Genomic DNA, 17660 nt, shown 5'->3' on the forward strand with positions numbered 1-17660 from the left:
TCTCCGTGACCGTGCCGTAATCTCGGCAACCGACCCGCGAGCGGGACCTGCGCATACCCCCGAGTGTTCAGGTCCCGCTCGTGTTGTCTTCCGGCGGCTTTTTTCGCCGGCCCGGCGGCTTTTTCGCCGGCCCGGCCGGCCCCGTCTACCGGAACAATCCCATCGCGCGCGGCGTCCACCGCTGCCCGGTCGTGGTGCTGCAGACCGCGACGTTGACCGTCTGCCCGTTCACCTGCACGCACCGGCCGTCGATGCTGCTGGCGAGGCGCTGCGCGGCGTCATACGCGAACTGCTGGGCGACGGAGCCGTTGCAGCCGGCGGTGACCAGGCTGTAGTTGGTCCAGAGCCACATGCGCGCCTTGTTCACCTGCAGGCAGGTGCTGGTGCCGGCCAGCTTGATCGCCCCACCGGACGCCTCCCAGCGCTGGGTGGCCGCGTTCGGGTCGCACCCCGCGGTGACGAGCGACGATGTGAGGCACTGGCCGTTGGCCGCGCTGACGTACTGCGTCGCCGGCGGCAGCTTGGGCAACTGCGCGCTGCGCCAGGTCCACTTCTGGTTGTTCTGCGATCCGCAGGTCCAGATGATCAGTTGGGTGCCGGCGGGCCGACCGCCGGGCCAGTCGAGACATTTGCCGGACTGCGGGTTGCGCAGCGTGCGGTCCGGCTGGATGGTCCAGACCTGGGCGCCGGTGCCGTTGCAGCCCCACACCTGCACCGTGGTGCCGTTGGCGGTGCCGCTGCCGTTGACATCCAGGCACAAGGCGGGATTGGCCGTCGGTGACACCACCCCGTTGGTGTACTGCCAGACCTGCTCCCGGCCGCTGCTGCCGCACGTGCGCGACGACACCGGCACCCCGTTTGCGAGGGACGACGCCGTGAGACAGGTGCTCGGATCCTGTGCGCTGACAACCTGATTGGGGCCCGAAGGCATCGTGACGACCGGATCCGGTCCACCCGGATCGGTGGCCGCGGGCGTGATCTGCAGCGACGCGGTGCGGTTGTCGAAGCTGGTCACCACGCGGACGCCTGCGCCATACATCTGGCACGTGCCGGTGAGGCCGGGGCCGCTGCACAGCCGCACCTGCCAGCCGTTCGCGACGTCGATGCCGCTCAGCTGCCCGGCGCCGTCGATGCCGCTCAGGCCGCCGTCGGCGGCGTCCCAGACACCGGCCTCCATCGCCTGCGGCTGCGTGGCGAAGGCCGCGTCGGCATACGCCAGCACTGGGGAGCCGCCGGTGCGCGCGGACGCGACCCGCGCCGCGCCCGCCGTCGGCCGGACCACCTTGACGATCGGTGCGACGTTGGGCACGCCGTTCTTGTCGACCGCGAAGAGCATGTAGTAGCCGCCGGGCGCCTGCGCGGTGTTCGGCGGTGTGTGGACCGTGATCGAGGTGCCACTGACGGTGTACTTCAAGGCGATGTAGCGCTGCCCCTGGTCCTCGCTGTGGGTCGGTGCGCCGAGCCGGATCATCCCGATCTTGGCGATGTCGGCCGCCTGCGGGGAGGTGACGGTGAACGCCGAGTCGACCTGCACCTGGGCGGGTGTGCCGGTCAGCACCGGGCGCGGCGCGAGCCCGGTGCCGTCCTTCTTGTAGAGGTAGGGCGGCGTGAAGATCTCGAGGTTCTTGGCCAGATAGCCGGCGCTCACGCATGCGCCGCAGATGCCTCCTCCGCCGGTGAAGATGCGGCCGTCGGGCAGCAGCAGCGCGGTCGAGTGGTAGAACCGCTTGATCGCAGCCGGCTCGTAGGACGTCCAGGTGTTGGTGTCCGGGTCCCAGCGCTCGGGCTTGAGCGCGGGGTTGTTGAGGTCGAGCAGCCCCTGCGTGCCCCAGGTGGTCTGACCACCGGTCGCGAGCAACGAGCCGTCCGGCAGGATCGTCAGATTGTGCTGGCGGCGCGGCACCGACATCGGTGCGGCCGGCCGCACCATGGGGGTGGCGCCCCGGGTGTCGACGATCGCGGTGGAGGCCACCGGGGTGCCGCCGCCGGCGACCAGGGTCAGGCCGGGCCGGTATTGCGCGTAGCCGGCGTAGTCGCGGGTGAGGCCGTCGCGGTTGGCCAGCTGCGTCACCGAGCCACCGCCCTGCCAGGTGTAGCGCAGCAGCTCCGGCTCGGGGCCGACCGACAGCACCCGGCCGTCGGGCTGGCCCTGGATGAAGGGGTAGAGCCGCGACGTCGGCCGCTGGAACGCGAGGGTGCGGAGGGTGCCGTTCGGCTCGCGCACGTCGACGGCGCTCGCCCCGCCGCCGATGATGATCGCGTCGTCGTCCATCAGCGCCGCGACCGACGGATACCACCGCTCCCCCGACATGTTCGGGCCGCGCTTCCACGACATGGTGGTCCAGTCGAAGACGTGGGTGAGGTTGGTGCCGTTGAACTGCTGGTCCTTGTTTCCGCCCGCGACCAGCACCGTGCCGTCGGCGAGCTGCACGAAGCCGGCGCAGAAGATGTTCGACCCGGAGAGGTCGACCCGCTGCTGCGCGCCGGTGGCCGGGTCGTAGACCTCGACCCGGGTGGAGGTCTGGTCGGCGTAGGACTCGGTGGCGCCGTCGCCGACCGAGTCCCACATCAGCAGCTTGCCGTTGGGCAGCAGCGCGGTGAACACCGGCACGACCTGGGTGGCGACCGGCGCCGCCCAGCTGCCGCCGAGCTGCGGCGCGATGCCTGCCCTGGCCCGCTGCAGCGACGGCCGGTCGGCGCGGGCGGCTGCCGGGTTGGCCTTCTTCTCGATCTGGGACATCGGCACGCCCGCCAGGTCACGCTCGGCGTGCGCCTTCGGGTCCTCGGTACCGGAGCCGGTGTCGCCGTGCGCGGCCAGTCCGGCCGCACGGGCCGGACTGCCGATGACGACCGCCGGCACCACGGCGAGCAGGAGCGCGGCGCAGGCGACGAGCAGCGCGCGCAGACGGTGGAGGTGTGCAGTCATGACGTCCCCTTGGCGTGAACCACGAGCCGTCCTGACAATTGTCCGGCTGCGATGAGCTACAGCCTGACGACTGTCCAGTCGATGCGCAACCGATTAGCCATATTTCACGTGTCGCCACGTTCCACATTTCACGGGGTGGCCCGTGGCGGTGATGTCCCGCGGATGTCCCGCGCGGGTCAGCGTGCCTGCAGCAGGCGGGCGACCTGGACCGCGTAATAGGTCAGGATGATCTGCGCCCCGGCGCGGCGGATCGAGGTCAGCGCCTCGAGCATCATCGCGTCGTGGTCGATCCAGCCGTTGGCGGCGGCCGCCTCGATCATCGCCATCTCGCCGCTGATCTGGTAGGCGGCGACCGGCACGTCGACGGCCTCGCGGACGTCGCGCACGATGTCGAGATAGGGCAGCGCCGGCTTCACCATCACCATGTCGGCGCCCTCGGCGAGGTCGAGTTGCACCTCACGCAGCGCCTCCACCCGGTTGGCGCCGTCCTGCTGGTAGGTGCGTCGGTCGCCCTGCAGGGTCGACTCGACCGCCTCACGGAACGGGCCGTATGCCGCGGAGGCGTACTTCACCGCGTAGGCGAGGATCGCGATGTCGGGGTAGCCGGCCTCGTCCAGCGCGCGGCGGATGACGCCGACCTGGCCGTCCATCATCCCGGACGGCGCGACGATGTGCGCGCCGGCCTTCGCCTGCGCGACGGCCATGTCGGCATAGCGGGCGAGGGTGGCGTCGTTGTCGACCCGGCCCTGCTCGTCGAGCACACCGCAGTGCCCGTGCGAGGTGAACTCGTCCAGGCACAGGTCGGACATCAGCACGGTCTCGTCGCCGAGCTCGTCGCGCAGGCGACGGAGCGCGACGTTGAGGATGCCGTCCGGATCCGTTGCGCCGGAACCGGTTTCGTCCCGCTGCTCCGGCACGCCGAAGATCATCAGGCCACCGACTCCGGCGTCGACCGCGTCACGCGCGGCCTCGACCAGGGAGTCCAGCGTGTGCTGCACGACGCCGGGCATCGACTGCAGCGGCACCGGCTCGGCGGCGCCCTCCTTGACGAACATCGGCAGCACCAGCTCGGCCGGGTGCAGCCGGGTCTCGGCGACCAGCCGGCGCATCGCGGGCGTCGGCCGCAGCCGGCGCGGACGGATCGCGCCGGGCGCCAGGGACCAGTCGCGGATTGCCGGATCCGGGGTGGTGCTCACCGCGACGCCTTGGCCTTCCGGCGGGAGGACGCCTTGCGCTCGCTCGGGCGGCGGACCGGCTCACCGGCCTCCTGCGCGGCCAGCGCGAGACCCCGGCCGTAGTCGGCGAGCGCGTCGACGAGTGCCTCGGCGCTCGGCTCGGCGGCCAGCACGTCGACCCGCAGGCCGTGCTCCTCCGCGGTCTTCGCGGTCGCCGGGCCGATGCACGCCACGACCGTGGTCGCGTGCGGCTTGCCGGCGATGCCGACCAGGTTGCGGACGGTCGAGCTGGAGGTGAAGCAGACCGCGTCGAACTTGCCGGTCTTGATCGCCTCGCGCACCTCGGGCGCCGGCGGGGCGGCCCGCACGGTCCGGTAGGCCGTGACGTCGTCGACCTCCCAGCCCATCTCCTGCAGACCGGCGACGAGCGTGTCGGTCGCGATGTCGGCGCGCGGCAGGAAGACCCGGTTGATCGGGTCGAGCACCTCGTCATACTCCGGCCACTCCTCGAGCATGCCGTTGGCGGACTGCTCACCGGAAGGCACCAGGTCGGGCTCGATGCCCCACTCGCGCAGCGCGTTGGCGGTGACGCCGCCGACCGACGCGATCTTCAGACCGGCGAATGCCCTTGCATCCAAACCGAATTCGACGAACTTCTCGCGCACGGCGCGCACCGCGTTGGCCGAGGTGAAGCCGATCCACTCGTAACGACCGGTGACCAGCCCCTTGATCGCACGCTCCATCTGCTGCGGCGTGCGCGGCGGCTCGACGCTGATCGTCGGCACGACGTCGTTGGAGGCGCCGTATGACGCGAGCCGGTCGGTCATCGTGCCGGACTGCTCCTTGGTGCGCGGCACCAGGACGTTCCAGCCGAAGAGCGGCTTGGTCTCCCACCACGACAGCTGCTCGCGCAGTGCCACCACGGTGCCGACGATCGCGAGCGCCGGGCTGGTGAGGGGGTGCCCCTTCAGCGCCGCGGCGACACCGCCGAGCGTGGTCACCTGGGTGGTCTGGCGGATCGTGGTGCCGTCGGAGCTGAGCGCGACCGGGGTCTCCGCGTCGCGGCCGGCGGCCTGCAACTTGCCGAGGCCGGCCGGGAGGGTCTCGACGGTGCCGAGCACGACCACGGTGCTGTCGGCGGCGACCGCGCCGGACCAGTCAGCCTTGTCGTCGGTGGCGGAGAGGACGTGCACGGCACGAGAACCGTTGGCCACCAACGGGATCCCGGCATACGCGGGGACCGCCGAGACGGCGCTGACGCCCGGCACGATCTCGAAGCCGATGCCGGCCTTCTGCACGGCGATGGCTTCCTCGGCGAGGCCGTTGAAGGTCGCCGGGTCGCCGTCCATCAGGCGTACGACGAGACGCTCGCCCTCGGCGCTCGCGGCCGCCTTCGCGGTGCGGACGACGAGCTTGGCACGGGACGCCGTGGTCAGCGTCTGCCCGGTCTCGCCGTGGCCGGCGTCGACGATCTCGACGTCCTCGCGGGCGAACGACGCCACGAACTCCTCGCGGGCGATCCGGTCGATGATGACCACATCGGCCGCGCCGAGCAGCTTGCTCGCGCGCACGGTCATCAGCGCAGGGTCACCGGGACCGGAGCCGACGAACGCGACCCGGGGAAGTGTCTTGGTGGTCTTGCTTGTGCTCACTGTTCACGCTCCGCAGCGCTGGTGGGGTGGATTGGGGTGACGGTGGCGGTCGCGGGTAAGACTCCGCCGGGCGCTGGATCCGGTGGGTCGCCGTTCGGCGACTCGAACGCGTCTCGCGCTCCGTCTTCCAACAGCAACGCGGCGAGTTCGTCACCGAGTTGCGCGGCACGGTCGACGGGGCCGGTCACTGACCGGCGCAGGTCGAACGTGCCATCGGTGCGACCCACGAAGGCCCGCAACGAAATCTCCAGGCTGCCGTCGAGCTCCTCGGACACCTCGGCGAGCGCGCCGAGTGGTGCCGAGCAACCGGCCTCGAGCGCGGCCAGCACCGCACGTTCGGCCGTGACCGCGGCTCGCGTGTCGGCGTCGTCGAAGGCGGCAACCACGTCGTACAACGCCGCGTCGTCGGACCGTATTTCCAGGGCGAGCGCGCCCTGACCGGGTGCGGGCAGCATCTGCACCGGGTCGATGGCCTCGGTGATCTCCGCGGTGCGGCCGAGCCGCGAAAGTCCGGCCTTGGCGAGCACGACCGCGTCGAGTGCGCCGTCCCGGACGTAGCCGACGCGGGTGTCGACGTTGCCCCGGATCGGGCGGATGTCGAGACCCAGGCCGAGCGCCGCGAGCTGCGCCTCCCGGCGGGGTGAACCGGTGCCGACCTTGGCGCCTTCGGGCAGTTCGCCGAGGGTGAGGCCGTCGCGGGCGACGAGCACGTCGCGCGGGTCCTCACGAGGCGGGATGGCGGCGATCGTCAGGCCGGGTGCGGGCGCGGTCGGCAGGTCCTTCAGCGAGTGGACGGTCAGGTCGATCCGCCCGGCCAGCAACGCTTCCCGGATCGCGGTGGCGAAGACCCCGGTGCCACCCATCTGGGCCAGCGGGGCCCGGTTGGTGTCGCCCTCGGTGACGATCTCGACGAGCTCGACGTCGTGGCCGAGCGCGCGCAGCCGGTCGGCGATCTGCCCGGCCTGGGTGGTGGCCAGTGCGCTGCGGCGGGTGCCGATGCGGATGGTGCTCATGCGGGGTCCTCGCGAAGTATCCGGCGGAGCGAAGCGGGGGAAGAACTTCGTGGGGTACTCATGCGGGGTCCTCGCGAAGTATCCGGCGGAGCGAAGCGGGGGAAGAACTTCGTGGGGTACTCATGAAGCATCACCCCCGGCGCCGGGTCCGACCTGCGGGATCTGTGAGACGCGGGACTCGTGCGGGTCGAGGTCGAAGAGCGTGCGCAGCAGCGCGGCATAGTCCTGGCCGCCCTGCTCCTCGCCGGCGAGCTGCTTGATGCGCACCGTCGGCGTGTGCAGGATCTTCTCGACCACCCGGTGCACGGTCATCTGCACTTGCGCCGCGTCGGCCTCGGAGAGTTCGGTGCGCTGCCCGAGCCGGGTCAGCTCGGCGGCGACCACGTCGGCAGCGCGGGCGCGCAGCGCGGCGACGGTCGGCGCCACTGCGGCGGCCCGCCGATTGACCAGGAACTCCGCGACCTCGGCGGTCACCAGGTCGGCGGCCGCCTCGACCTGGGTCTTCTCCGCGTCGTCGGCGACGCCGGCGCTGAGGTCCTCGAGGCTGAGCAGGGTGATGCCGGCCAGGTCGCCGAGTTCGACCGCGACGTCGCGCGGGAGCGCCAGGTCGACCAGCACCTTGGCGTGCTCGGTCGCGCCGACGTTGGTCTCGTCGAGCACGTGACCGACGGCGCCGGTGCAGGAGATGACCAGGTCGGCGTCCGCGACCGCGCCGGCCAGGTCGGCCCAGTCGCGTGCGGTGCCGCCGGTGGCCTCGGCCAGCCGCTGCGCCTTGGCCGGGGTGCGGTTGATGATCGTGATCTCGCCGACGCCGGCCCTGGCCAGCGTGTGCGCGGCGAGCCCGCTCATGGCGCCGGCGCCGATGACCAGCGCGCGCTGGCTGCTCAGCTCACCGAACACCGACTGGGCGCGCACCAGCGAACGCTCGACGAGCGAGCGGCTGACCGAGTCGATGTCGGTCTCGGTGTGCACCCGCTTGCCGACCCGCAGCGCCTGCTGCATGAGCGCCGACAGCGCCGGGGCGAGATGGCCGCCCTCCTGCGCGGTGCGCAGCGCGTCACGCAACTGGCCGAGGATCTGCGCCTCGCCGACGGCCACCGAGTCGAGACCGGCCGCGACGTTGAAGGCGTGCGCGACGGCCCGGTCCTCGAAGTGGACGTAGAGGTGGTCGCGCAGCGTCTTGACTGGCAAACCTGTTGCGACAGAAAGGGATTCGGTGATGCCGTTGACGGCTCCGTGGAAGGTGTCGACCTCGGCATACACCTCGACGCGGTTGCACGTGGACACCACGACCGAGGCGTCGACGTGCTCGTTGCCGCCGAGGGTGGTCTCGAGTTGCTCGGCCTGGCCGCGGCCGAGCACGACCTGCTCGAGCAGGTCGACGCCGGTGGTGCGGTGCGACATACCGATCACGATGAGGCTCACCGAACAACCTCCTGCTCGTACTTCCCGCCCGGCTCAAGTTCCCCGCGCTGCTCGTATTTCCCGCGCTGCTCGTGGAACGCCAAGATCTGCAACTCCGTCGCCAGGTCCACCTTGCGCACCTCGACGCCCGGCGGCACCGCGAGCACGCCGGGTGCGAAGTTGAGGATCGAGCGGACACCGAGCGCGATGGCCTGGTCGGCCGCGGTCTGCGCGGCCTCCGGCGGGGTGGCGATCACCGCGATGATGCTGTCCGGCTCGTGCTTCTCGAGATCGGCGAAGGTGATCACCTTCAGGCCGGCGATCTCGGTGCCGACGATCGCCGGGTCCTCGTCGATCAGCCAGCGCACCTGGAAACCGCGGGTGGCGAACCCGCTGTATGCCGCGAGCGCGTGCCCCAGGTTGCCCATGCCGATGATCGCAACCGACCAGTCGTGGTGCAGGCCGAGTTCGCGGGAGATCTCGTCGGAGAGGCGGGCGACGTCATACCCGACGCCGCGCACACCGTAGGAGCCGAGGTGGGACAGGTCCTTGCGCAGCCCGGCCGAGCGGACACCGGCCGCTTCGGCGAGTTCTTCGGAGGAGACGACGTCGACGCCGCGGGCGCTGAGTGCGCGCAGAGCGCGGAGATACACCGGTAGCCGAGCCACGGTGGCTTCGGGAATCTCCCGACGTGCGGCCGATGCGGTGCTCACAGGCGCTCCGGCTCCTCTCGCGAATGGGCAGGCGTATACCAAACGCCGGCGCCAGAGGATGACTGACCCCCCGACTGTAGGTCTTTGTGAACGCAGGCACAAAGTCGCAAATTCCGCAGAAAAGTGCTACACACCGACGCGCCCCGGTCCGCGCGGTGCACATCGCGGCCCATTCCACGCGATGTGTATGACGGGAGCCCCGCGGCGAGGCTCAGCGCAGCGCCCGGCGCAGCCGCGCCTCGTCCACCCGCCAGTAGTCGTGCTGTTTGCCGTCGACCAGGGTGACCGGGATCTGCTCGGCGTAGCGCGCCATCAGGTCCGGCTCGTCGAGGATGTTGCGCTCCTGCCAGCCGGCACCGGTGTCGTCGGCGACGCGGCGGATCACCTCGCGCGCGTCGTCGCAGAGGTGACAGCCGGGCTTGCCGATGAGAGTGATGCGCGGAGTCGTCATACCAAACCTAGAAGAAGACCGAACGGCGTTGCAGGAGTAGCGAATACAGCGACTGCTGGATGGTTTCGCGGACCTGGTCGGTCAGGTCGAAGACCAGCATCGGGTCCTCGGCGGCGGCCGGACCGAAGGCCTCGGTCTCGACGGGGGTGCCGAACTCGATGATCCACTTGCTGGGCAGCGGGATCACCCCGGCGAGTCCGAGCAGCGGGAAGAACGGTGTGATCGGGAAGTAGGGGAAGCCGAGCAGCCGCGCCAGGCCCTTGACGTTGCCGAGCATCGGGTAGATCTCCTCGGCGCCGACGATCGCGCACGGGATGATCGGCACCCCGGCCCGCAGCGCCGCCGAGACGAAGCCGCCGCGGCCGAAACGCTGCAGCTTGTAGCGCTCGGAGAACGGCTTGCCGACGCCTTTGAAACCCTCCGGCCAGACCGCGGTGAGTTCGCCCGCCCCGAGCAGCCGCTCGACGTCCGGGTTGGAGGCGAGGGTGGTGCCCGCCTTGCGGCTCAGCTCGCCGATCAGCGGCGACTCGAAGACCAGGTCGGCGCCGAGCATCCGCACGTGCCGGTGCTTGGGGTGCGCGTCGTAGATCGCGACCTGCGTCATCAGCCCGTCGAGCGGCAGGGTGCCGGAGTGGTTGGCGACCACGAGCGCGGCGCCCTCGTCGGGGATGTTCTCGATGCCGCGCACCTCGACCCGGAACCACCGCTTGTAGAGCGGCCGCAGCATCGGCAGCCACACCTGCTCGGTGAACTCCTTGTCGAAACCGAAGTCGTCGATCTCGTAGTCGCCGGTCAGCCGGCGACGCAGGAACGCCAGCGCCTGCGCGACCTTGCGCTCGAGGTCGTCGCCGCGCAGGCCGATCATCGAACCGCCGGTACGCAGCGCGCTCACCAGCATGCCGACCACGCCCTCGAAGTCGTCGGCGCTCACCGCACTCACCGCAGACGGCGCCGGCGGCTCCGGCGGGTCGGGTACGACGCGCAGCGTGCGCTCGCGCTGCTCGTCCTGGTATGCCGCAGGCCGCGCGACGGCCGGCGCCGGCGACACCTGGGCGGCTGCCGCGATGCGCCGCCGCGACGGCCGCTCCGCGGGCGCGCTCTGTGGCGGCGGGGCGGTCTTCGCCGCTGGGGCGCTCTTAACCGGCGGCGGGCTCTGTGCCGGTGGGGCGCTCTCGACCGCGGGCACACTCTCGGCCGGCAGAGCGGGCTCGACCAGCGGGGCGCTCTCGACCGCCGAGGCGCTCTCGATCGTCGCACGCTGCCGCGCCGAACCGCTCTTGGCCGCCGCTCTCTTCGCGGGTTGCGCCGTCGCGGACTGCGTGGTCGCGGACGCCTTCTTGACGGGCTCCTTCTTCGCCGTCGCCTTCTTCGCGGTGGCCTTCGTGGCGGTGGCTTTCTTCGCCGTCATCTTCGCCGCGCTCACCTTCGTGGCGCTCGACTTCTTCGCCGTCGCCTTCACAGGAGCCTTCTTCGCCGCCGCCTTCTTCGGGGCCGCCGTCCCGGTTGCCTTCCCGGCCGGCTGCACGACCAGCCGGACGTCGTCGTCAGACACGGGAACCTCCGAGTGCGAGGAGCGGGTTGCGGGCACCGAACACGGCGGTGAACGCCTCACGAGTCGTGGCGGCCGGCTCGAAACCGAGCACGGTGCGCATGCGGGTGGTGTCGACCCCGCGGCCGAACTGCAGGAACTGCATCTGCTCGGCGTCGAACGCGCCGTTGCCGCCGAGCAGTCCGCCGAGTTGCTGCACCAGCCCACCGGCCTGCGGCAGCACCGGGACGGTCGGCTTGCCGGCGAGACGGGCCGCCTGACGCAGGGTGAGCATGCCGTCGCCGGCGACGTTGACGGTGCCGGCCGCGGGCGCGACGGTCGCCCGCTGCAGCACCCGGACCGCGTCGTCGATGTGCAGCACCTGGAAGCGGCCGTCGTAACCGAGCGGCACGGGAAGTGCCGGCATCGCGAAGTATTCGGAGAACGTGGTGCGCAGGCCCGGGCCGACCAGGTTGGCCATCCGCAGCATCGTCACCTCGATGTCCGGCCGGCGCCGCGCGAGCCCACGCACGTAAGTCTCGACCTCGACCGAGTCGCGCCCGAATCCGCCGGTCGGGTTGCGCCGCGCGCTCATGTCCTCGGTGAACATCGCGGGGTCGCGCGGCGAGGAGCCGTAGATCGACGACGACGACTTGACCACCAGCCGCTGCAGCGAGTCGGCCTTCTGGCACGCGGCGAGCAACTGCATCGTGCCGATGACGTTGATCTCCTTCTGCAGGGTGCGGCCCCCGGCCTGCTTCGGGGTCATGATCACCCCGAGGTGCAGCACGGTGTCGACGCGTTCCTGGCTGAGGATCTTGCCGATGATCGGGTTGCGGATGTCGGCGCGCACGAAGTCGGCGCGGCCGATCCCGTGCAGCGGCGGCACGGTGTCGACGGCGATGACGCGGTCGATCTCCGGGTCCGCGGCGAGCGCGCGCACCGTCATACCGCCGACGAGTCGGGACACGCCGGTGACCAGCACAACGCGGCTCATCTTCTCCTCCGTCGGGTATGGCGGGCAGCTGCCCCGCGATCGTAACGCCGCCACCCGGGAGCGCGCTTGCCAAGTCGCGCAGGGACGGCAAAGCCCCGGTCATCGCCAGTGGCGACCCGGGGCTGATGCGGTCGAGCTACCGCTTACTTCTTGTTGCGGCGCTGGTGACGCGTCTTGCGAAGCAACTTGCGGTGCTTCTTCTTGGCCATCCGCTTGCGGCGCTTCTTGACGACGGAACCCATGCGTAGTGCTCTTTCCTGACGAACTGATGGAACGACGAACTGATCGAACGACGACCGGTGGACTGCGAGCGCCCCGCCGGTCGCGAAGCCGAATCCGGCTGCTCACCCCGCGAGGGCGGCAGCGGTCCGGCCAAGGTTACGCCATGGCGGCGTCGCCATACCAATCGGCGGCCCTGGGGCCGCGATGACGGGGCGGTTCCCGACCCGGACGAGACCGGCTGCCGGACGGCTTCAGGCGGTGCCCATGTAGGACTGCTTGAGGTAGTCCGACACGGCGTCCTCGGGCACCCGGAAGGAGCGCCCGACGCGCACGGCCGGCAGCTCGCCGGAGTGCACGAGGCGGTAGACGGTCATCTTCGAGACCCGCATGATCGCCGCAACCTCGGCAACCGTCATGAAGGTGACGTCACCCGGCTGACCCTCTTTCGGCATGACGGTAGTCGCCCCTTCGTCGAACGTGCCTTACGGACGGGCGAGCAGGCTGGACGCCGCTCACCACTGTTACTGCTGGGACACGATAGGGGGTCCGGGCAGTCTGTGGAAAGTCTGAGAGTGACGATTGTCCACCCGACACGCCGACGAACTGCGGTCGACCTGCTCGATTTGTCGACTCTTGTCGACGCAATCGCTGTGTGAACCTCGCTCGAGGGGCATGCTGGGGAGATGACTCAGTGCCGAGTCGGGAAGAGGCGCAGACGACCATGACGAGCACGGCCCGCACCCACGAGAACAAGCCTGCGCCGGACGACGCCGACGACCCGATCGCCGCCGCCGCGGCACCGCTCGACCTGCTGCTCGCCGACGCGGCGCTCGGCCCGTGGCGCCGCTTCACACCGGGTATGGCGGGGGTCCGCGCCGTCGCCAACGCCGCCGCCAAACCGCTCTCGCTCGCCCACCATTCGACCGACCTGGCCGCCGAACTCGGCCGGATCCTCACCGGCCGCTCGGACCTGGCACCCCACCCGAAGGACCGCCGGTTCGCCGACGAGCAGTGGTCGAAGAACCCGCTGCTCAAGGCGACACTACAGGTCTACCTGGCGACCGGCCGGACGGCGAAGGATCTCTTCGACGACATCGAGCTCGGCTGGCGGGACCGCGAGCGCCTCGGCTTCCTGCTCGACAACGTGATCGAGGCGTCGGCGCCGAGCAACCTGCCGCTGGTCAATCCGGTCACCTGGCGGGCGGCCGCCTCCACCCAGGGCCGGAGCCTGCTCGCGGGGCTGAAGAACCTGCTCGGCGACATGATCACCGCCCCGCGGGTGCCGAGCATGGTCGACGCCACGGCGTTCTCGGTCGGCACCGACCTCGCGGTCAGCCCGGGGCAGGTGGTGCTGCGCACACCGGTCTTCGAGCTGATCCAGTACGCGCCGACCACGCCGACCGTGCGCCGCACCCCGCTGCTGATGGTGCCGCCGGTCATCAACAAGTACTACATCGTCGACCTCGCGCCGGGCCGCAGCATGGTCGAGTACCTCGTGAGCCAGGGCCAGCAGGTCTTCGTGATGTCGTGGCGCAATCCCGATGCCCGACACCGCAATTGGGGCTTCGACACCTACGGCGAGTCGATCGTGGAGGCGATCGACGCGGTCACCGCGATCACCCGCAGCAAGCAGACCCACCTGATGTCGATGTGCTCCGGCGGCATCCTCGCCGCGATGGTCGCCGCCCACCTCGCCGCGACCGGGGCGGCGGAGAAGGTGGCGACCTTCAACCTGGGTGTCACCGTGCTGGACCAGCAGGACGCCGGGTTGCCGGCGGCGGTGCTGGACAAGCGGGTCGCCCGGGCCGCGATCAGCGCCTCCGCCCGCAAGGGCTTCCTCGACGGCCGGTCGCTGGCGGAGATCTTCGCCTGGCTGCGGCCGTCGGACCTCATCTGGAGCTACTGGGTGAACAACTACCTGCAGGGCAAGAAGCCACCGGCGTTCGACGTGCTCTATTGGAATGCCGACACCACCCGCATGCCCGCGGCGCTGCACCGCGACTTCGTCGAGATGGCGGTCGACAACACCACGGCCCACCCGGGCGAGGGCGCAATGCTCGGCACGCCGGTCGATCTCGGTGACGTCGACGTCGAGTCCTACATCGTCGCCGGGATCGGCGACCACATCTGCCGGTGGCAAGCGTGCTATCGCAGCACCCAGCTGCTGGGCGGCAAGAACACCTTCATCCTGTCCACCGCGGGGCACATCGCCTCCCTGGTCAACCCGCCGACCAACCCCAAGAGCTCCTTCCGCACCGCCGACCACAACCCCGCCGACGCCGAGCAGTGGCTGGCCGAGGCGGACACCGAAAAGGGTTCGTGGTGGCCGCATTTCGCCGACTGGCTCGGGGTGCGCAGCGGCGGGGAGAAGCGTGCGCCGCGCACGCTGGGCAACAGCAAGTTCGAGCCGCTCGAGGCGGCTCCCGGCACCTACGTGTTCGACCGGTGAGCGCGCCGACCCGAGGCACCCCCCGGCGCGGGGATGTCGAACACACCCGCGTCGTGCGCGCCATCGGTCACGACATCCGGGTGCGGGTGCGGCCCGGCACCGGCGACGGCCCGGTGCTGTTGCTGTGCAACGGGATCGGCGCGAGTCTGGAGGTGTTGCAGCCGCTCGTCGACCACCTCGACCCGAGCATCACCGCGGCGCGGTTCGACGTGCCCGGCGTGGGCGGCTCCCCCGACGCCCGGCTTCCCTACACGATGCCGGTGCTGGCGCACGGCCTCGGCATACTCCTCGACAAGCTGGGTTACGAACGGGCTGACGTCTTCGGCATCTCCTGGGGCGGCGCGCTCGCGCAGCAGTTCGCCTTCCAGCACCCGCAGCGGTGCCGCCGGGCGGTCCTGGTCAGCACCGGCACCGGCTCGATCATGGTGCCGGCCGGACCGAAGGTGCTCGCCAGGATGGTGACGCCGCGGCGCTATCGCGACCCCGACTACGCCCGGCAGATCGCCGCCGACCTGTATGGCGGCAGCACCCGCGACAACCCGGACGCGGTGCGGACGCTCGTCGGCTCCCACACCCGCGCCGGTTCGCGCCGCGGCTACCGGCACCAGCTGCTCGCCGGGGCGGGCTGGTGCAGCCTGCCGTGGCTGCGGCTGATCCGGCAGCCGACGCTGCTGCTCTTCGGCGACGACGACCCGCTGATCCCGGTGGTCAACGGCCGCATCCTGCAACGCGGCCTGCCGCACGGCGAACTCGTCGTCTACCCCGGCGGTCACCTCGACGTGGTCGTGCAGGCGCAGACCTACGGCCCGGTGATCTCGGAGTTCCTGTTGCGCTGAGTTGCGCGTGCACAACCGGCGACCGTCGCGACTTGTGCACGCCCCGGGCCGGTTTCGCGTGCACACCCCGCAACCGTCGCGACTTGTGCACGGCCCAGGCCCATCCGCGTGCGCACCCCGCAACCGTCGCGACTTCTGCACGCCTCGGCCGGCTTCGCGTGCACACCCCGCAACCGTCGCGACTTCTGCACGCCCCGGGCCGGCTTCGCGTGCACACCCCGCAACCGTCGCGACTTCTGCACGCCGCACCGCCGGCCCGCTGTTTCGCGTGCACAACCGGCGACCGTAGCGACTTGTGCACGCCCCCAGCCGGTTTCGCGCGCACACCCCGCGACCGTCGCGACTTCTGCACGCCCCCCGGCCCGATCCGCGGTTTCGCGTGCACACCCCGCAACCGTCGCGACTTCTGCACGCGCAGGCGACGGCCGAGGCCACAAGTCCCGCGAGGAGTCGGAGCAATCAAGCTCAGCTCAGTCGAACCAGACGTCGAGGCCGTAGTAGGGGAAGACGGCCTCGCGGGTGGCGATGACGGCGCGGTCGACGGAGTTCTCGGGGTCGGCGCCGCCCGCCCAGGAGCGATACCAGACCTGGTCGTGCTCGGCTTGGCCGTCACCCATGCGCGCGGGGCCGGGGCGGCCGAAGGTGGCCTGCACGTGGTCGCGCCAGGTCTGCGGGATCGCGGTGTCGAGCGGGACCGGGCGGTGGGCGGCGATCGCGGTCAGGTGGGACCAGGCCCGCGGCACGACGTCGATGAGTTCGTAACCGCCGCCGCCGAGGGCGATCCACTTGCCGCCGGTCATCTGGTGGGCGAGGTCGTGCAGGGTTTGGTATGCCGAGCGCTGCGCGTCCACCGACAGCGCCATGTGCGCCAACGGGTCGGAGTAGTGGGAGTCGCAGCCCTGCTGGGTGACCAGCACCTGCGGGTCGAACGCCCGCACCAGTTGGGGCACGACGGCGTGGAGTGCGCGCAGCCAGGGCCCGTCCCGGGTGCCGGGCGGCAGAGCGATGTTGATCGCGCTGCCGAGTGCGTCCGGTCCGCCGATGTCGCCGGGGAAGCCGGTGCCCGGGAAGAGCACCCGCCCGGTCTCGTGGATCGAGATGGTCAGCACGCGGGGGTCGTTCCAGAAGATCCGCTCGACGCCGTCGCCGTGGTGGACGTCGACGTCGACGTAGGCGACGCGCTCGGCGCCGTTGTCCAGCAGCCACTGGATGCCGAGTGCCGCGTCGTTGTAGATGCAGAAGCCGGAGGCGTTGCCGCGCATCGCGTGGTGCAGCCCGCCGCCGAAGTTGACCCCGTGGTCGAGGGTGCCCCGCCATACGGCCTCAGCGAGTTGCACGGTGGAGCCGGCGATCAGCGAGGACGCCTCGTGCATGCCGGCGAAGGCGGGGTCGTCCTCGGTGCCGAGGCCGTAGGCCTGGTCCGCCCGGGCGGGGTCGGCCGACGCCCGCCGCACTGCGTCGACGTAGTCGGGGTTGTGCACCCAGGTCAGGAAGTCGTCGGTGCCGCCGGGCAGCGACGGCGGCACGACCTCCAGGCCGGGTGCGTCGAAGACCCCGAGCTCACGGCACAGCCGCGCCGTCAGGTCGAGACGGATCGGGTTCATCGGGTGTTCGGGCCCGAAGTTGTATGCCGCGAGGCCTTCGTCCCAGACGACCTGCACCCGCGGATCTGCAGCACCCGCAGGCGAATTCACTGCTAGCTCCCGACGTCGGGCCGGCGTCAGAGGACCGCGCTGGGCACGGCACCCGGGTCGTCGCCGAGCGGGTAGATCATCGCCATCTCGTCCTCGGGGTCCTCGCCCTCCGGAGGCGTCGACGTCATCGGCCGGCGTCCGTCGGTGGGCCGGAAGCCGAAGCTGCTGGCGAAGGCGACGGCCCGGCCGTTGTCGGTGCCGACCCAGTAGATGACGAAGTCGTACTTGTCCTCGCGCGCCTGCTTCACGCCCGCGTCGACGAGCTTCCAGGCCACGCCCTTGCCGCGCAGGTCGGGGCTCACCCAGAGGCCGAAGAGCTCGCTGATGCGTTCGTCGTCGGTGGGGCGCCGCCCGACCGAGACGACGCCGACCACCTGGTCACCGGACTCGGCGACCAGGCGACGGGACCGGCCCATGCGCTTGCGCCAGAAATCCTCGTCGTACTTCTCTTCCTGCGAGGCCGACGCCGCAAAGGCGTCCGGTGCCTCACGCAGTGCTGCGAGTCGAACGTCGCGGTAGACCTGCCAATCCTCTTCCCCGAGGGCCCGCACCGAGATGTCAGTCATGGGCACAACTGTCGCACGCATCGCCTCGCGATGG

General features: G+C 70.9%; 15 protein-coding genes. 2 read left to right on the forward strand and 13 right to left on the reverse strand.

Annotation, left to right across the window (positions count from 1 at the left end; genetic code table 11):
- Window positions 1-145: 145 nt before the first annotated feature.
- From HJ588_RS19165 to HJ588_RS01375, 11 genes are all read right to left on the reverse strand, one after another.
- Complete coding sequence (locus tag HJ588_RS19165; RefSeq protein ID WP_171151227.1) at window positions 146-2926, reverse strand: ricin-type beta-trefoil lectin domain protein; 2781 nt, start codon at window positions 2924-2926, stop codon at window positions 146-148.
- Window positions 2927-3102: 176 nt separating this feature from the next.
- The gene (hemB, locus tag HJ588_RS01330) at window positions 3103-4122 is read right to left on the reverse strand and encodes a porphobilinogen synthase (RefSeq protein ID WP_343036546.1); all 1020 of its coding nucleotides are present in this window, start codon (window positions 4120-4122) and stop codon (window positions 3103-3105) included.
- Window positions 4119-5753 carry a bifunctional uroporphyrinogen-III C-methyltransferase/uroporphyrinogen-III synthase gene (locus tag HJ588_RS01335; RefSeq protein ID WP_343036547.1) on the reverse strand — a complete coding sequence of 545 codons (1635 nt, stop codon included), beginning with the start codon at window positions 5751-5753 and terminating at the stop codon, window positions 4119-4121. Before HJ588_RS01335 ends, hemB begins: the two co-directional genes overlap by 4 nt.
- Entirely contained in the window at window positions 5750-6766 is a 1017-nt protein-coding gene (gene hemC / locus HJ588_RS01340; protein ID WP_171151229.1) for a hydroxymethylbilane synthase, read from the reverse strand. Before hemC ends, HJ588_RS01335 begins: the two co-directional genes overlap by 4 nt.
- Window positions 6767-6886: 120 nt before the next feature.
- Complete coding sequence (locus HJ588_RS01345) at window positions 6887-8191, reverse strand: glutamyl-tRNA reductase (protein ID WP_171151230.1); 1305 nt, start codon at window positions 8189-8191, stop codon at window positions 6887-6889.
- Window positions 8188-8883 (reverse strand): redox-sensing transcriptional repressor Rex, encoded by a 696-nt coding sequence (locus HJ588_RS01350; RefSeq protein ID WP_171151232.1) that lies wholly within the window; start codon window positions 8881-8883, stop codon window positions 8188-8190. Before HJ588_RS01350 ends, HJ588_RS01345 begins: the two co-directional genes overlap by 4 nt.
- 211 nt (window positions 8884-9094) lie before the next feature.
- On the reverse strand, window positions 9095-9334 hold the full coding sequence (locus tag HJ588_RS01355) for a glutaredoxin family protein (protein WP_171151234.1): 240 nt from the start codon (window positions 9332-9334) through the stop codon (window positions 9095-9097).
- 7 nt (window positions 9335-9341) lie between these two features.
- Window positions 9342-10886, reverse strand: a complete 1545-nt coding sequence (locus tag HJ588_RS01360; protein WP_343036548.1) for a lysophospholipid acyltransferase family protein — start codon at window positions 10884-10886, stop codon at window positions 9342-9344.
- Entirely contained in the window at window positions 10879-11859 is a 981-nt protein-coding gene (locus HJ588_RS01365) for an NAD-dependent epimerase/dehydratase family protein (protein WP_171151236.1), read from the reverse strand. Before HJ588_RS01365 ends, HJ588_RS01360 begins: the two co-directional genes overlap by 8 nt.
- A 143-nt stretch (window positions 11860-12002) precedes the next feature.
- Window positions 12003-12101, reverse strand: coding sequence for a 30S ribosomal protein bS22 (locus HJ588_RS01370; protein WP_082775156.1), 99 nt, complete (start codon window positions 12099-12101; stop codon window positions 12003-12005).
- A gap of 231 nt (window positions 12102-12332) precedes the next feature.
- Window positions 12333-12533: a helix-turn-helix domain-containing protein gene (locus HJ588_RS01375; protein ID WP_171151238.1), complete on the reverse strand. Its 201-nt coding sequence runs from the start codon at window positions 12531-12533 to the stop codon at window positions 12333-12335.
- A gap of 269 nt (window positions 12534-12802) precedes the next feature.
- Between HJ588_RS01375 and HJ588_RS01380 the strand changes: the two genes are divergently transcribed.
- Window positions 12803-14530: a PHA/PHB synthase family protein gene (locus tag HJ588_RS01380; RefSeq protein WP_171151240.1), complete on the forward strand. Its 1728-nt coding sequence runs from the start codon at window positions 12803-12805 to the stop codon at window positions 14528-14530.
- Window positions 14527-15366 carry a poly(3-hydroxyalkanoate) depolymerase gene (gene phaZ, locus HJ588_RS01385; RefSeq protein WP_343036549.1) on the forward strand — a complete coding sequence of 280 codons (840 nt, stop codon included), beginning with the start codon at window positions 14527-14529 and terminating at the stop codon, window positions 15364-15366. The genes HJ588_RS01380 and phaZ overlap by 4 nt, the downstream gene beginning before the upstream one ends.
- 470 nt (window positions 15367-15836) lie before the next feature.
- Here phaZ and HJ588_RS01390 read toward each other — a convergent pair whose 3' ends face one another.
- Both HJ588_RS01390 and HJ588_RS01395 read right to left on the reverse strand, forming a co-directional pair.
- Window positions 15837-16970, reverse strand: coding sequence for an acetoin utilization protein AcuC (locus HJ588_RS01390; RefSeq protein ID WP_171155261.1), 1134 nt, complete (start codon window positions 16968-16970; stop codon window positions 15837-15839).
- A gap of 116 nt (window positions 16971-17086) precedes the next feature.
- The gene (locus HJ588_RS01395; protein WP_171151242.1) at window positions 17087-17626 is read right to left on the reverse strand and encodes a GNAT family N-acetyltransferase; all 540 of its coding nucleotides are present in this window, start codon (window positions 17624-17626) and stop codon (window positions 17087-17089) included.
- Window positions 17627-17660: the final 34 nt, after the last annotated feature.

Source organism: Flexivirga aerilata (genome assembly GCF_013002715.1).
GTDB lineage: Bacteria > Actinomycetota > Actinomycetes > Actinomycetales > Dermatophilaceae > Flexivirga > Flexivirga aerilata.

Bases quoted from the DNA above. Each gene is read 5' to 3' on its own strand.
- HJ588_RS01355 (WP_171151234.1), bottom strand. From the start codon at position 9,334: ATGACGACTCCGCGCATCACTCTCATCGGCAAGCCCGGCTGTCACCTC.
- HJ588_RS01365 (WP_171151236.1), bottom strand. From the start codon at position 11,859: ATGAGCCGCGTTGTGCTGGTCACCGGCGTGTCCCGACTCGTCGGCGGT.
- HJ588_RS01395 (WP_171151242.1), bottom strand. From the start codon at position 17,626: ATGACTGACATCTCGGTGCGGGCCCTCGGGGAAGAGGATTGGCAGGTC.
- HJ588_RS19165 (WP_171151227.1), bottom strand. From the start codon at position 2,926: ATGACTGCACACCTCCACCGTCTGCGCGCGCTGCTCGTCGCCTGCGCC.
- HJ588_RS01375 (WP_171151238.1), bottom strand. From the start codon at position 12,533: ATGCCGAAAGAGGGTCAGCCGGGTGACGTCACCTTCATGACGGTTGCC.
- HJ588_RS01390 (WP_171155261.1), bottom strand. From the start codon at position 16,970: ATGAACCCGATCCGTCTCGACCTGACGGCGCGGCTGTGCCGTGAGCTC.
- HJ588_RS01380 (WP_171151240.1), top strand. From the start codon at position 12,803: ATGACGAGCACGGCCCGCACCCACGAGAACAAGCCTGCGCCGGACGAC.
- hemC (WP_171151229.1), bottom strand. From the start codon at position 6,766: ATGAGCACCATCCGCATCGGCACCCGCCGCAGCGCACTGGCCACCACC.
- HJ588_RS01370 (WP_082775156.1), bottom strand. From the start codon at position 12,101: ATGGGTTCCGTCGTCAAGAAGCGCCGCAAGCGGATGGCCAAGAAGAAG.